At 71.8% G+C, this 12752-nt stretch carries 15 protein-coding genes; 4 read left to right on the top strand and 11 right to left on the bottom strand.

Annotated features, from left to right (window positions below; translation table 11 throughout):
* The first annotated feature begins 66 nt into the window (after positions 1-66).
* Together D9598_RS00790 and D9598_RS00795 are read left to right on the top strand one after the other, a co-directional pair.
* Positions 67-540, top strand: a complete 474-nt coding sequence (locus D9598_RS00790) for an META domain-containing protein (protein ID WP_198364496.1) — start codon at positions 67-69, stop codon at positions 538-540.
* A gap of 70 nt (positions 541-610) precedes the next feature.
* Complete coding sequence (locus tag D9598_RS00795; RefSeq protein WP_198364497.1) at positions 611-1597, top strand: tripartite tricarboxylate transporter substrate binding protein; 987 nt, start codon at positions 611-613, stop codon at positions 1595-1597.
* Positions 1598-1609: 12 nt separating this feature from the next.
* On the opposite strand, the gene D9598_RS00800 is transcribed toward D9598_RS00795, so the two are convergent.
* From D9598_RS00800 to hisI, 4 genes are all read right to left on the bottom strand, one after another.
* Positions 1610-2317: an SDR family oxidoreductase gene (locus tag D9598_RS00800; RefSeq protein WP_198364498.1), complete on the bottom strand. Its 708-nt coding sequence runs from the start codon at positions 2315-2317 to the stop codon at positions 1610-1612.
* A gap of 7 nt (positions 2318-2324) precedes the next feature.
* Positions 2325-2975 carry a GPP34 family phosphoprotein gene (locus D9598_RS00805; RefSeq protein ID WP_198364499.1) on the bottom strand — a complete coding sequence of 217 codons (651 nt, stop codon included), beginning with the start codon at positions 2973-2975 and terminating at the stop codon, positions 2325-2327.
* Between the two features lie 121 nt (positions 2976-3096).
* On the bottom strand, positions 3097-4185 hold the full coding sequence (locus D9598_RS00810; protein ID WP_198364500.1) for a GTP-binding protein: 1089 nt from the start codon (positions 4183-4185) through the stop codon (positions 3097-3099).
* Positions 4175-4582 carry a phosphoribosyl-AMP cyclohydrolase gene (hisI, locus tag D9598_RS00815; RefSeq protein WP_198364501.1) on the bottom strand — a complete coding sequence of 136 codons (408 nt, stop codon included), beginning with the start codon at positions 4580-4582 and terminating at the stop codon, positions 4175-4177. The genes D9598_RS00810 and hisI overlap by 11 nt, the downstream gene beginning before the upstream one ends.
* A 64-nt stretch (positions 4583-4646) precedes the next feature.
* On the opposite strand from hisI, the gene D9598_RS00820 reads away from it, so the two are divergent.
* Positions 4647-5147: a Fur family transcriptional regulator gene (locus D9598_RS00820; protein WP_198364502.1), complete on the top strand. Its 501-nt coding sequence runs from the start codon at positions 4647-4649 to the stop codon at positions 5145-5147.
* Between the two features lie 12 nt (positions 5148-5159).
* On the opposite strand, the gene glgX is transcribed toward D9598_RS00820, so the two are convergent.
* From glgX to D9598_RS00845, 5 genes are all read right to left on the bottom strand, one after another.
* Positions 5160-7316 carry a glycogen debranching protein GlgX gene (glgX, locus tag D9598_RS00825; RefSeq protein WP_198364503.1) on the bottom strand — a complete coding sequence of 719 codons (2157 nt, stop codon included), beginning with the start codon at positions 7314-7316 and terminating at the stop codon, positions 5160-5162.
* Between the two features lie 83 nt (positions 7317-7399).
* Entirely contained in the window at positions 7400-8608 is a 1209-nt protein-coding gene (gene metC, locus D9598_RS00830) for a cystathionine beta-lyase (protein WP_198364504.1), read from the bottom strand.
* Positions 8608-9450: a sulfurtransferase gene (locus D9598_RS00835; RefSeq protein WP_198364986.1), complete on the bottom strand. Its 843-nt coding sequence runs from the start codon at positions 9448-9450 to the stop codon at positions 8608-8610. The genes metC and D9598_RS00835 overlap by 1 nt, the downstream gene beginning before the upstream one ends.
* Positions 9451-9467: 17 nt before the next feature.
* Positions 9468-10184 (bottom strand): alanyl-tRNA editing protein, encoded by a 717-nt coding sequence (locus D9598_RS00840; protein ID WP_198364505.1) that lies wholly within the window; start codon positions 10182-10184, stop codon positions 9468-9470.
* Positions 10181-10825 carry an NUDIX hydrolase gene (locus D9598_RS00845; protein WP_198364506.1) on the bottom strand — a complete coding sequence of 215 codons (645 nt, stop codon included), beginning with the start codon at positions 10823-10825 and terminating at the stop codon, positions 10181-10183. Before D9598_RS00845 ends, D9598_RS00840 begins: the two co-directional genes overlap by 4 nt.
* Positions 10826-10866: 41 nt before the next feature.
* On the opposite strand from D9598_RS00845, the gene D9598_RS00850 reads away from it, so the two are divergent.
* On the top strand, positions 10867-11901 hold the full coding sequence (locus tag D9598_RS00850; protein WP_198364507.1) for a DMT family transporter: 1035 nt from the start codon (positions 10867-10869) through the stop codon (positions 11899-11901).
* Here the strand turns inward: D9598_RS00850 and D9598_RS00855 are convergent.
* Both D9598_RS00855 and D9598_RS00860 read right to left on the bottom strand, forming a co-directional pair.
* Positions 11865-12293: an N-acetyltransferase gene (locus tag D9598_RS00855; RefSeq protein WP_198364508.1), complete on the bottom strand. Its 429-nt coding sequence runs from the start codon at positions 12291-12293 to the stop codon at positions 11865-11867. The two genes, D9598_RS00850 and D9598_RS00855, sit on opposite strands and share 37 nt — an antisense overlap.
* Entirely contained in the window at positions 12290-12745 is a 456-nt protein-coding gene (locus D9598_RS00860) for a CopD family protein (RefSeq protein WP_232476785.1), read from the bottom strand. The genes D9598_RS00855 and D9598_RS00860 overlap by 4 nt, the downstream gene beginning before the upstream one ends.
* Between the last annotated feature and the right edge of the window lie 7 nt (positions 12746-12752).

Here is a 12752-nt window from a genome sequence, read left to right on the forward strand (position 1 = left end):
CCGGGCCCTCGACAAGCGGGGGCGCGCGGCTAGCCTGGGCGGAGACACGGCGAGAAGGAGAAAGCCATGCTCCCACGACGCGAGGCCCTGACGCGCGCCATCGCCCTGGCCGGGCTCGCCGGCCTGGTCCCGGCCTGCGCCGCGCCCGGGGCGGAGACGCCCGCCAGCCCGGCCGGCCCCGATCAGGAGCCGGAGAGCCTGGACTGGCGCCTGGTCCGCCTGGGGGACGAGCCGGTGGCGACGGGACCCGGGCAGCGCGAGGCCTCCCTGCATCTTGACGCCCGGACGGGGCGGGCCAGCGGATCGGGCGGCTGCAACCGCTTCACCGGCGCCTTTCGCCGCCAGGGCGGCCGGCTGACGCTCGGCCCGCTCGCCGCCACCCGCATGGCCTGCCTCGACCCGGCGGCGGGCCGGACGGAGACGCGCTTCCTGGCGGCGCTGGAGGCCACGGCCGCCTATCGTATCGCCGGACGCCGGCTGACCCTGCTGGATGCCGCCGGCGCGCCGCTCGCCGTCCTGGAGGAGGCGACGAAGCGGTAGGACGGGCCCGGCCGCCCGGGCTCGCCACCTGGGCTCGCCACCCGGGCTCCGCCTGGCTTAGAGAGAGCGCATGAAACGCCTTCGCATCACCCGCCGCCACCTGCCGCTGCTGGCCTCCGGCCTGCTTGCGGCGCCTGCCACCCTGCGCGCCGCGGAGTGGCCCGACCGGCCCCTGCGGCTGATCGTCCCCTTCACGCCGGGGGGCATCACCGACATCGCCTCCCGCCTCATGGCCGAGGCGATGAGCGGGCCGCTGGGCCGCCCGGTGGTGATCGAGAACCGCCCCGGCGCGGGAGGGAATATCGGCATGGCCGCCGCCATCCAGGCCGAGCCGGACGGCTACACCCTGTTCCACGGCACCGTCGCCACCCATGCCATCAACCCGGTCATCTATCCGGAGGCGAAGCTCGACCCGATGAAGGACCTGGCGGCGCTGGGGCTGATCGGCTCGCTGCCCAACGTGCTGCTGGTCAATCCGAAGAAGCACGATATCCGCAGCGTGGCCGAGCTGGTGGCGATGGCCCGGGCGAAGCCGGACCAGCTCACCTTCGGCTCCTTCGGCTCCGGCTCCTCCAGCCATTTCACTGCCGAGCTGCTGAACCGGCAGGCGGGGATGCGGACCATCCATGTCCCCTATCGCGGCAGCGCGCCGGCGATGACGGCGCTGATCGCGGGCGAGACCGACTTCTCCTTCGACAGCCTGCCGACCGCCGTGCCGCATATCCGCGCCGGCGCGGTCCGGGCCCTCGCCGTGACCTCCGCCCAACGCGCCGTCCAGCTGCCCGATGTGCCGACCATGCAGGAGGCCGGGGTGGCGGATTACGACTTCAGCCTGTGGATGGGCCTCTTCACCCAGTCCAGGGTGCCGGCGCCGATCCTCGCCCGGCTTCGCGACGCCATGGAGACCGGGCGCCGCGACCCGCGGCTGCGCGTGCGGCTGACCGAGCAGGGCGTCACCGTCTCCGACCTGCCGGCCGCCGAGCTGGACGCCTTCCTGGCGCGGGACGTACCCCGGCTCAGCCAGGCGGCCCGCGACCTGGGGCTGAAGGCCGACTGAGCCGGCGAGGCCTCACTCGGCGTAGATCATCTTCCGCGTCATGCCGCCGTCGGCGATGAACTCGCCGCCGGTGACGAAGCCGGCCTCCGGCCCCACCAGCCAGGCGACGAGGCCGGCGATGTCCTCCACCCGGCCGACCCGTCCGGCCGGGTGCTGGGCATGGTCCTCGGGGCGCAGCGCCTCGCCCGACACGTCGATCCAGCCGGGGCTGACGCAGTTCACCCGCACCGCCGGGCCGAGGCTGACGGCGAGGGCATGGGTCAGCGCCATCAGCCCGCCCTTGCTGGCCGAATAGGATTCCGTATCCGGCTCGGACATGTGCGCCCGTGTCGAGGCGATGGTGACGATGCTGCCACGGCTGGCCCGCAGCAGGGGCTCGGCGGCGCGCGCTAGCAGGAAGGCGCTGGTGAGGTTGGTGTCGAGCACCTTCCGCCAGGCCTCCAGGGTGAGCTCGGCCAGCGGGCGGCGCACCATGATGCCGGCATTGCAGACCAGCGCGTCGAGGCGGCGCTCCCGCTCCGCCACGCCGTTCAGCAGGCCCGTCACCGTTGCCTCGTCGGCGACATCGGCGAGGACATGGCGGGTGCCGGCCTCGCCGGGCCGGAGATCGGCGGTGACGACCCGCCAGCCATCCCGCCGCAGGCGGGCCGCGATGCCGGCACCGATGCCATGGGCGCCGCCGCTGACCAGGGCGACGGGGGAATCCTGGTCTGTGCTCATGCGTCCCTCACATCAGCGGGGCGTAGCGGGCCACCTCGGTGAAGATGTCGCGCACCGCCTCCAGCAGGCTGCGGTTCAGCTCCTGCATGTCCGCCACCTGGTCGATGCGGGGCTGCGCCCGCTCCAGCTCGGCCGGCGCCAGCAGGAGGGGAAAGAGGCCGGCGGCCCGCGTCAGGCCGATCAGCAGGGAATCATGCGGCTCCGGCACGGCGTCGTTGAAGATCACCGCCATCACCCGGCCCTTCACCTCGCGCTCCTCCTTGTCGGAGATCAGCGGATAGCGCCGCTCGGCGAAGATCCAGAGGAAGCGGCCTTCCTCCATCTTCAGGATGCCGCGCCGCACCAGGCGGTCGAAATAGGCGTCCCGGAAGCGGTCGGCATCCTTGGCCAGGGTCTCGATCCACCAGCGGCTGTCCTGCGGCTCCGCCTCGGCCTGGATGCGGCCCAGCACCTCGTCCAGCACCTCGTCGCCGAGGGGGGCTGGATTGGCGATGGTCAGCCGCGCCGGCGCCGTGCGGATGCGCTCCTGCAGCGCCAGCTCGGCCAGGATGGCGCCGACCAGGGCGTAATCCCCGGAAGGGGCGGCGCGGTCGATCAGACGCCCGGTTTCGTCGTCGAGCATGAGGAGAAGGATCTCCTCCGGCATGGTCAGGCGCATGGCGGCAACTCCGGTTCTGGCCCAGCTTACGCGAAGCTAAGGCCGGGCCGGGGACGAAAGTTGCCCGCAGGCGGCCTCGGCTGGGTGGCGACGTCAAGGGCCCGCGAGGTGACCGCAGATCCTAGGCGGGGTCCGGTCCGGCCGCCGCGCAAAAGGCGGCGAGGCCTTCCTCGATCACGCGCCGCGGCAGGCCGCGCAGGATGAAGATGAGGAGGGAGCGGCGCGGCATCCCGACGGGCCAGGCCGCCAGTGTCCTGGGCCGGTGCCAGACGGACTGCACGCCATGGATGACCACCGGCCGCTCCTGGCCCCGCAGGTCCAGGATGCCCTTGACCCGCAGCACGGCCTCGCCCCGCGTGACGCTCAGCATCTCCAGCCAGGTGGCCAGGCCCTCCCAGGGCAGGGGCTGGTCGTATTGCAGGCAGAAGCTGTGGATCTCGTCGCCATGGCGGTTGGGGTCGTGCCCGTGATGGTGGTGGCCGTGCCCGTGCCCGTGCCCGTGTCCGTGCCCGTGCCCGGCATGCTCCGCCCCGGCCCAGGCGGCGGCGTCGAGCCAGGCGCGGGGCGGAGTGGTGAGGGCAGGATCGAAGGGGCCGAGGCGAAGCAGCGCGGCGGGGTCCAGCGCGCCGTCCCGCACCGGCAGCGGCACGGCGCCGGGATTGAGTGCGCGCAGCCTCGCGCGCAGCCTGTCCAGTCCGTCTCCGGAGGCCAGCTCGGCCTTGCTGATGAGCAGCCGGTCGGCCACCGAAACCTGCCGCGCGGCCTCGGGCTGCCGCTCCAGCGTGGCCAGGCCGTTCACCGCGTCGACCAGCGTCACCACGCCATCGAGCACGAAATGCCGCTGGATGGCGGGATCGGCCATCAGCGTCTGCAGGATCGGCAGCGGATCGGCGAGGCCCGTGGTCTCGATCAGCACGCGCCGCAGCGGCGCGCCGGCTTCGGCGCGGTCCGCCAGCCGCGCCAGCGCCGCCGAGAGATCGCCGCGGATGGTGCAGCAGAGGCAGCCCGCCTGCAGCAGCACCGCCTCTCGGTCCAGCGTCTCGACCAGAAGGTGGTCCAGCCCGACTTCGCCGAACTCGTTGATCAGCACCGCGGTGCCGGCCATCTCCGGCTGGCGCAGCAGGTGGTTCAGCAGCGTGGTCTTGCCGGCGCCGAGGAAGCCGGTCAGCAGCGTGACCGGCAGGGGAAAGCGCGTCGCCTCAGCGGCCATAGAGCACCGCCGGATCGACCTCGGGCGCGCTGATCGCCACCATCTCGCCCTCGCGCAGCGCCTGGTAGAAGCAGGACCGCCGCCCGGTGTGGCAGGCGACCCCCTCCTGCTCCACGAGGGCGAGCAGGGCATCGCCGTCGCAGTCCAGCCGCAGCTCGACGAGGCGCTGGGTCTGGCCGGAACTCTCGCCCTTGCGCCAAAGCGCGTTGCGGCTGCGGCTGAAATAGACCACACGTCCGCTGGCCAGCGTCTCCTCGACCGCCTCGGCGTTCATCCAGGCCAGCATCAGCACCTCGCCGGTGTCATGCGCCTGGGCGATGGCCGGGACCAGCCCCGCCTCGTTGAAGCGGAGCGCGGCCAGGAAGCGGGCGCGGGCGGCGGAATCGGTGACCGGCATGGGGGCGGCTCCTCAGGACTGCTGCCGTTACTATATAACCTCAGACAGCAGGAGGAGAGGGCCGATGGCGACAGGGCAGGGCGGCGCGACGGAGATGAATACCGCCATGCAACGCGCCCTGGCGGCGGCCGAGGCGCGCTGCCTCCGGGCCGGGGCGCAACTGACGGAATTGCGGCGGCAAGTGCTGGCGCTGGTACTGGAGGCCGAGCAGCCGCTCGGCGCCTATGCGCTGCTGGACAGGCTGAAGGCCCAGCGCCCGGGCGCCGCGCCGCCCACCGTCTATCGTGCGCTCGATTTCCTGCTGGAGCAGGGGCTGATCCACAAGGTGGAGCGGCTGAACGCCTTTGTCGGCTGCGTCGAGGCGGAGCATGACCACGGGCACCACCAGCACCCGCCGCAGTTCCTGATCTGCCGCACCTGCGGCGCCACGGTCGAGCTCAGCGACCATGCCGTGGCGCACGCCCTGGCCGATGCGGCGCGGCGCGTCGGCTTCCAGGTGGCGAATGCGACAGTGGAGGTGGAAGGCCTCTGCGCCCGCTGCACCGAGGCGGCGCCGGCGGGGTGAGGCCCTCCGGCCTCAGTTGCCTTCCTCGCCCTTCTCGGTCCTCAGGTAGAAGAGCAGCAGCGAACGTCCGGTGACGGTGTAGGTCTCGCCGATGTCGAAGCTGTCCTCGTGGTCGGTCTCGGTCCCGAAGATATTGGTGTCGAGCAGCCGGACCCAGGCCTTGCCGTCGGCGATCGCGGGCAGGGTGAAGTCCACCGCGTCGTGATAGGCGTTCAGGACCAGCAGCAGCGTCTGGTCGTGACCGGCGACGCGGATGTTGCTCTCCTGCGCCCGCCCGTCGAAGACGCGGGCGAAGCAGCGGGTGTTGGGATCGTCCCAGTCGGCGGCGTCCATCTCCTCGCCCGAGGGCTTGTACCAGGACAGGCCCTTGACCCCGCTCGCCTCGTCGAACTCGCCCGAGAGGAAGCGCGCGCGGCGCAGCACGGGGAAGCGGTTGCGGAGCCGCGCCAGGCGGCGGGTGAAGGCGACCAGCCGCTCGCCCTTCTCGTCGAGATCCCAGTTCAGCCAGGAGATCTCGTTGTCCTGGCAATAGGCGTTGTTGTTGCCCTGCTGGGTGCGGCCGAACTCGTCGCCGGCGAGCAGCATCGGCGTGCCCTGGCTGAGGTAGAGCGTGGCCAGCATGTTGCGGATCTGCCGCTCGCGCACGGCGTTGATCTCGGGGTCGTCGGTCGGGCCCTCGACGCCGTAATTGTAGGAGTAGTTGTGCGAATGGCCGTCCCGGTTCTCCTCGCCGTTCGCCTCGTTGTGCTTCTCGTTGTAGGTGACGAGGTCGTTCAGCGTGAAGCCGTCATGCGCCGCCAGGAAGTTGATGCTGGCCCAGGGGCGGCGGCCATGATGGTTGAACAGATCGGCCGAGCCGGAGAGGCGGTTGCCGAGATCGGCCGCCTTGCCCTCCTCGCCCACCCAGAAGGCGCGCACCGTGTCGCGGTACTTGTCGTTCCATTCCGCCCAGCCGGGCGCGAAATTGCCGACCTGGTAGCCGCCGGGGCCGATGTCCCAGGGCTCGGCGATCAGCTTGACATCGGCCAGCACCGGGTCCTGCTGGCAGGCCTTGAGGAAGGCGGACTGGTCGTCGAAACCGTGCGGCTCGCGCGCCAGGATGGTGCCGAGGTCGAAGCGGAAGCCGTCGACATGCATCTCGTTCACCCAGTAGCGCAGGCTGTCCATCACCATCTGCAGCACGCGCGGATGCGACAGGTTCACCGTGTTCCCGGTGCCGGTATCGTTGATGTAGTAGCGCTTCTGGTCAGGCAGCAGGCGGTAGTAGCTGGCGTTGTCGATGCCCTTGAAGGAGAGCGTCGCGCCCCGCTCATTGCCCTCGGCCGTGTGGTTGTAGACCACGTCCATGATGACCTCGAGCCCGGCATCGTGCAGCCGGGCCACCATCTCCTTGAACTCGGCGAAGGCGAAGTCCTGGTTGCGGGCATAGCGCCGGGCCGGGGCGAAGAAGCCGATGGAGTTGTAGCCCCAGTAGTTGGTCAGGCCCTTGTCCAGCAGGTAGTCGTCGTTGATGAAGAAGTGGATCGGCAGCAGCTCGACCGCCGTCACGCCGAGCGACTTGATGTGCCGGATCATCTCCCGGCTCGATAGGGCGGAATAGGTCCCCTGGCGCTCGGGCGGGATCAAGGGGTGGCGCTTGGTGATGCCCTTGACATGGGTCTCATAGACGATGGTGCGCTCCCAGGGGATGCGCGGCCGCCGGTCGTCGCCCCAGGTGAAGGCCGGGTCCACCACGCGGCACTTCGGCATGAAGGGGGCGCTGTCGCGCTCGTCGAAGGAGAGATCCTCCGCCTCGTGCCCGATGGTGTAGCCGAACAGCGCGTGGTCCCACTTCAGCTCGCCCACGTGGGACAGGGCATAAGGATCCAGCACCAGCTTGTTGGGGTTGAAGCGGTGCCCCTGCTCGGGCTCGTAGGGCCCGTGCACGCGATAGCCGTAGATGGTGCCGGGACGCGCATCGGGCAGGAAGCCGTGGAACACCTCGTTGGTGTATTCCGGCAGCTCGATCCGCTCCAGCTCGGTCTCCCCCTTGTCGTCGAACAGGCAGAGCTCGACCTTCGTCGCATGGGCGGAGAAGAGGGCGAAGTTCACCCCCAGCCCGGTCCAGCTCGCCCCCAGCGGATTGGGACGGCCTTCGGTGATGCGGGACTTGTTGATGGCAGGCGGCACTGTGGACCCCTCGGTGAGAGCGCGGGGTTAAGACGCGCGAGAGGCCGCGAAGTTGCCGCCCGCCCGCCGGCCGGGCGCTCCCGTCAGCGTCGCGGCAGGCTGTCGAGCCCGGCCGAGAGGTCGGCGATCAGGTCGCCCACCTCCTCGAGCCCGATGTGGAAGCGCACCGTCGGTCCTTCCAGCACGCCGAGGCTGGTCGCGGTGCGGGTGATGTAGTTGGTGGTCGGCAGCGCCAGGCTCTCATAGCCGCCCCAGGAGGCGCCGATGCCGAAGAGCTTCAGCCCGTCCACCATGGCGTCGATCTCCGCGGCGCTGTAGCGCGGCTGGAAGACCACACCGAAGAGCGAGCAGGCCCCGGTGAAGTCGCGCTGCCACAGGGCGTGCTGCGGGTGGCTGGGCAGGGCCGGATGCAGCACGCGGGCGACCTCGGGCCGGCCCTCGAACCAGCGCGCCACGGCGAGCCCCGCCTCCTGCTGGTGGCGCAGCCGCACCGCCATGGTGCGCAGCCCGCGCAGCGCCAGCCAGCAATCGTCGGGGCTGGCATAGTGGCCGATCTCGCGCGCGGCATTGGCGACGATCGCCCAGTCCGCCTCGCTGTTGACCGTGACGCTGCCCAGCAGCACGTCGGAATGACCGCCGACATACTTGGTCAGCGCCTGGATCGAGACATCGACGCCCTTGGTGAAGGGCTGGAAGTGGTGGATGCCCCAGGTGTTGTCCATCAGCACCTTGATGCCGTGGTCGTGCGCCACCGCGGCGAGCGCCGGGATGTCCTGCATCTCGAAGGTGTGGCTGCCCGGGCTCTCCGTGTAGAGAACGCGGGTCTCGGGCCGGATCAGCGCGCGCAGGTCCTCAGGCGTGATCGCCGGATCGTAATAGGTGGTCTCGATGCCGAAGCGCTTCAGCATCCCGTTCGCGATGCGCCGCGTGGGGCCGTAGACCGAATCCGGGATCAGGCAATGCTCGCCGGACTTCAGATAGGCCATCAGCGGCAGGGTGCAGGCGGCGAGGCCGGTGCCGAGGATGAGCGCGCGGCTGCCGCCCTCGATGCCGGCGATCATGTCCTCCAGGGCGTAATGCGTCGGCCCCCCGGCGGTGCCGTAGGTCATCACCTGCTCGAGCGCGCGGGCGTTCAGCGTGCCGCGCTCGGCGCAGGAGGGGTAGAGCACCGTCGAGCCCCGATGGACCGGCGGGTTGACGAAGCCATGCGCGCGGGTGCCGGCGCGGCCCTCATGCGAGAGGCGTGTGGCGAGACCGTAGGGGCGGGCCTTCGGCGGCAGGTCGTGGGGCATCAGCGGGTGGTCTCTTTGGGGGTCTCGGGCCGGGCGGCCCATTCGGTCCAGGAGCCGTCATAGACGGCCGGCTCCGGCAGGCCGGCGCGGACCAGGCCGAGCGCCAGGATGCAGGCGGTGACGCCGGTGCCGCAGGAGGTGACGAGCGGCCGGCCGCCATCCGCCCCGGCGGCGGCGAAGCGGGCGCGCAGCGCCTCGGGCGGCAGCATGGTCTGGTCGGCGGCCAGCATCTCGCTGGCCGGCACGCTGGCGGCGCCGGGCATGTGCCCGGAGGGCAGGCCGGGGCGCGGCTCGGGCGCCGTGCCGTCGAAGCGGCCCTTCGGCCGTGCATCGAGGATCAGCGCCGAGCGCTCGGCGATGGCCCGCTTCACGTCGCCGATGCCGGCGAGGCGGCGGGCGATGAGGTCGGGCCGGAAGGCCTGCGCCGGGCGGGCGCGGGCGGGACCGCTCTCGGTCGCGCGGCCCTCGGCCAGCCATTTCGGCAGGCCGCCATCCAGCACCGCCACCTTCTCGTGCCCGAAGAGGCGCAGCAGCCACCAGCCGCGCGCCGCCGAGGCCAGCCCCTTCTGGTCGTAGAAGACGACGCGGCTGTCTTTGCCGATGCCGAGGGCGCCGAACTGGCGCGCGGCGCGGCCCGGCGTCGGCGCCATGTGCGGCAGGTCGGTCTCGGGATCGGCCACGGCGTCGATGTCGAAGAAGCCGGCGCCCGGCAGATGCGCCCGCTCGAACTCGGCCAGCCCGTCCTTCGGCTCGTTCGGCAGGTACTTGGTGGCGTCGAAGACCAGGAGATCCGGCGCGCCCAGCTCGGCGGCCAGCCATTCCGTGGAAACCAGATCCTGCATGACGGTCACTCCCAGGGTCATCCTTCCAGCATCAGGTAGACACGCCGGTTCTGCCTGCCCTTGTTCTCGAGCTTGCTGACGGTGACCGGCCCGATCTCGCCGGTGCGAGCGACATGCGTGCCGCCGCAGGGCTGCAGGTCCACCGGCGCCGCCGGATCGCCGATGCAGACCAGCCGCACCCGCCCCGAGCCGCGCGGCGGCTGCACCGAGAGGGTGCGCACCAGCGAGGGATTGGCCTCCAGCTCGGCATCGCTGATCCAGCGCTCGCTCACCGCGTGGTCGGCGGCGGCCAGGGCCGTCAGCCGCTCGCTCAGCCATTCCTTCGTCGGCGGCTCCGCCAGGTCGAAATCGAGGCGCGACCTCTCCACCCCGATCTGCCCGCCGGTGACGCCGGCGCCGGGGATCAGGCTGCAGAGCAGGTGCAGGCTGGTGTGCATCCGCATCAGCCGGTGGCGGCGGCCCCAGTCCAGCGCGACGGTCACCTCGGTCCCGGGGGCGGGCAGGTCGGCGCCCTCGGCCGGCAGGTGCAGCACGGTGCCCTCAGGCCCCTTCACCGCATTGGCCACCGCCATCGTGCCGCCCGCCCAGGCGAGCCGCCCGACATCGCCCGGCTGACCGCCGCCCTGGGCATAGAACACAGTTCGGTCCAGCACGACGCCCTCCGGGCCGGCGGCGAGCACGCGGGCGGCGCAGTCCCGCGCATAGGGGGTCTCGCGGAACAGCAGTTCGGTCATCGGGCGGTCCATTCCTCGGTCAGGCGGGGCGCGTTGATCTGCAGCCACATCAGGCAGAGGGCGGCGGTGACGTTGCGGATCTCGCCGCGCGCCAGCATCGCCAGCGCCTGCTCCAGCGGCAGGACGAGGACGCGCGTCTCCTCGCCCTCGCTCTCCAGCCCGCGCGTGCCGGCGAGGCCGGGCTCCGGCAGCGGGCAGCGGCCGCAGTAGAAGTGCATGCGCTCGTCGCAGCCGCCCTGCATCAGCATGAACTCGCCGATCTTCTCGATGTGGTCGGGGGCGAAGCCGGTCTCCTCGGCCACCTCGCGCCGGCCGGCCGCGGCCGGGTCCTCGCCGGCCTCCAGCAGCCCGGCGGGGCATTCGATCATCATCGGCTCCTCGCCCGCCGCCAGCGCCGGCAGGCGGAACTGCTCGATCAGCGCGACGCGCCCGCTCCAGGGGTCGTAGGGCAGCAGCACCACGCCCTGGCCGCGCCGCCACATCTCCCAGGTCAGCAGGGCGGAGGGCGTGCCGTCGGAGCGGCGATAGCGGAAGCGGACGATCTGCAGGGCGAAGCGCCCGGACCAGACAACCTCGTCGCTTTCGGGGATATAGAGCGGGTGCGCCGGCACCGGCGGCGCCTTCGGCGGTCTGGCCTTCATGCGGCGGGCAGCCTAGCCTCGCGGGGAAACGCCGTAAACACATGAGCAGCACAGCAGAACCATGCCCCGCCGGGAACCTGCCCGGCGCCGAAGCGCAACGCGGGCTGATGGCCGCCCGCCGCCGCGCCATCCTCAGCGTGCTGGGCGCGGCCGCGACCTTCGCGCTCGCCGCTGTCGCCGTGAAGGCCCTGCAGGGCGCGATCCCGGTGATGCAGGTCATCCTGTTCCGCAATCTCTTCGCCATCCCGCCGCTCTTCCTGCTGGCCATGGCCACCGCGCCGGCGGGCGGGCCGAGGGGGTTCGGGCTGCTGGCCACGCGCCGGCCCTGGTCCCATGCCCAGCGCATCCTCTATGGCCTGATCGGCATGTTCGGCAGCTTCTACGGCTACATGCACCTGCCGCTGGCCACCGTGACGGCGCTCGGCTTCACCATGCCGCTCTTCCTCACCGCGCTGTCCATCCCGCTGCTCGGCGAGAAGGTGGGCTGGCGGCGCGCCAGCGCCGTGGCGGTCGGCTTCCTCGGCGTGCTGCTCATCATCCGCCCAGGCTCGGGCACGGGTCCGGGGACGGGGGAGACGGCGCTGCCGATGCTGGCCGTGCTGGCGGGGGCGGTGGCCTGGGCGCTGGCCATGATCACCATCCGCCGCATGGGGGCGAACGGGGAATCCGGGGCCACCATCGTGCTGTGGTTCGCGCTCGGCGGCACGCTGGTGGGCGGTGCCGCGGCGATACCGGGCTGGGTCTGGCCGGATGCGACGCAATGGGCCCTGCTGGCGGCGGTCGGGCTGATCTCCGCCCTGGCGCAACTGCTCATGACGGCGGCCTATCGCGGCGGCGAGACCACGCTGGTCGCGCCCTTCGAGTATTCCGGCATCCTCTGGACGATGAGCTTCGGCCTGTTCTTCTGGGGGGAGTGGCCGGTGGCGCTGGATCTGGCGGGAATCGCCGTGCTCATCGCCTCCGGCCTCTATATCTGGCACCGCGAGACCCGCGTGCTGCCCGCCGCCCGCGCCCAGGCCGCGGGGGCGGCCAACCCGCCTCAGGCCAGCCGCTTGGCGAACCAGAAACGGTCGTGACCGGCCGGCCGGCCTTCCAGCCGGCCGATCTCGGCATAGCCCAGGCCGCGGTAGAAGTCCGGCGCCTGGAAGCTGCTGCTGTGCAGGTGCACGCCGACACCACCCCGCGCCCGCGTCCAGTCCTCGGCGGCGGCCAGGAGGCGGCGGCCGATGCCCTGGCCGCGCAGCCCGGCATCGACCCAGAGCTTGTCCACATAGAGCCAGTCCAGCGCGTACTCCGCCACGAGCCCGGCCTGGACGGCGCCATCCGCGCCGCGCCAGACCAGGCAGAGAGGCGCCCGCTCCCGGGCATCGGCCCGCTCCGGCAGGGCGCCGGCGCGATGCTCGAGCAGGCCGGCCAGGACAGCCCGCTCCTCCGGCCCGCCGGGCTCGGCGATCTCCAGCCCGCTCATCCGCCGAAGCGCCCCCAGCCGGCCACCACCACCGTCAGCAGGCCCAGGGCAAGATTGGCCGTGACCAGCTTGCGGACCTTGTCGGCGGCCAGGGCGGCGGCCTCGTCACGCCTTTCGGCCAGGGCCGTCCGCATCGCCTTCCAGGGACCGAAGAAGACCGCCAGGAAGACCGCGGACATCAGCAATCCCGTCAGGTGCATGACGTGCACATGCCAGCCGGTGCCGGCGAAGCCGCCATACCAGCCGAAGAGCAGCGCATAGCCGGTGGCCAGCATGACCGGCATGGCATGCCAGACCACCAGGAAGAAGCGCCGGTGGGTGCCGGCGAGCACCTGCAGCCGCTGCGGCCCCGGCAACCCGGCCAGGCTCGGCCGCAGCGCCAGGATGGCGAAGGCCATGCCCCCCACCCAGAGCACGGCACCCAGCAGGTGCAGCACGTAGATCAGCGTCATTCCCGTC

This window comes from Roseomonas sp. KE0001 (assembly GCF_016107285.1).
Lineage (GTDB): Bacteria > Pseudomonadota > Alphaproteobacteria > Acetobacterales > Acetobacteraceae > Pseudoroseomonas.